Genomic DNA, 630 nt, shown 5'->3' on the forward strand with positions numbered 1-630 from the left:
GCCTCACCGGCCCCAGCCGGCCGCGCCCCAGCCGCGCCCAGGACCGCGAGGCCTGGCGGCTGATCAGCCAGCTGTCGCTGAACTACCTGTCGCTGGCGGAGAACGGCCAGGGCGCCGCCGCCCTGCGCGAGCTGCTGCGCCTCTACGCCGACAGCCAGGACCCGGCCCTGCCGTTGCAGATCGAAGGCCTGCGCGAAGTCAGCAGCCGGCCCATCACCCGCCGCCTGCCGATGCCCGGCCCGATCGTTTTCGGCCGCGGCCTGGAGATCACCCTGGAGTTCGACGAGAACGCCTTCCGCGGCACTGGCGTGTTCCTCCTCGGCGCGGTGTTCGAGCGTTTCCTGGCGCGCTACGTGTCCCTGAACAGCTTTACCGAAACCGTGCTTCGCAGCACCGAACGTGGCGAGATCATGCGATGGAAAGCCCGACCCGGACGTCGACCGAACCTCTGAGCGCCTTGCAGGCGATGCAGGCCGAGCCCTGGGAATTCGACTTCTTCCAGGCCTTGCGGCGCATCCAGTGCGAGCATCCCGAATTGCCCCGCCTGGGCCACTCGCGGCGTCTGGCGGACGACCCGTTGCGCCTGGGCCAGCAGCCCGAAGGCAGCTTCGCGCCCTCGACCCTGGCGGC

At 70.3% G+C, this 630-nt stretch carries 2 protein-coding genes; both read left to right on the forward strand.

Annotated features, from left to right (window positions below):
- On the forward strand, positions 1-452 hold a 452-nt coding region (locus ACCC94_RS29975; protein WP_413353207.1), incomplete at its 5' end, for a type VI secretion system baseplate subunit TssF.
- Positions 416-630 (forward strand): type VI secretion system baseplate subunit TssG (locus ACCC94_RS29980; RefSeq protein ID WP_413353208.1); only part of this gene is annotated, 215 nt, incomplete at its 3' end. The genes ACCC94_RS29975 and ACCC94_RS29980, both read left to right, overlap by 37 nt.

The organism is Pseudomonas sp. Pseusp97 (assembly GCF_047304025.1).
Lineage (GTDB): Bacteria > Pseudomonadota > Gammaproteobacteria > Pseudomonadales > Pseudomonadaceae > Pseudomonas.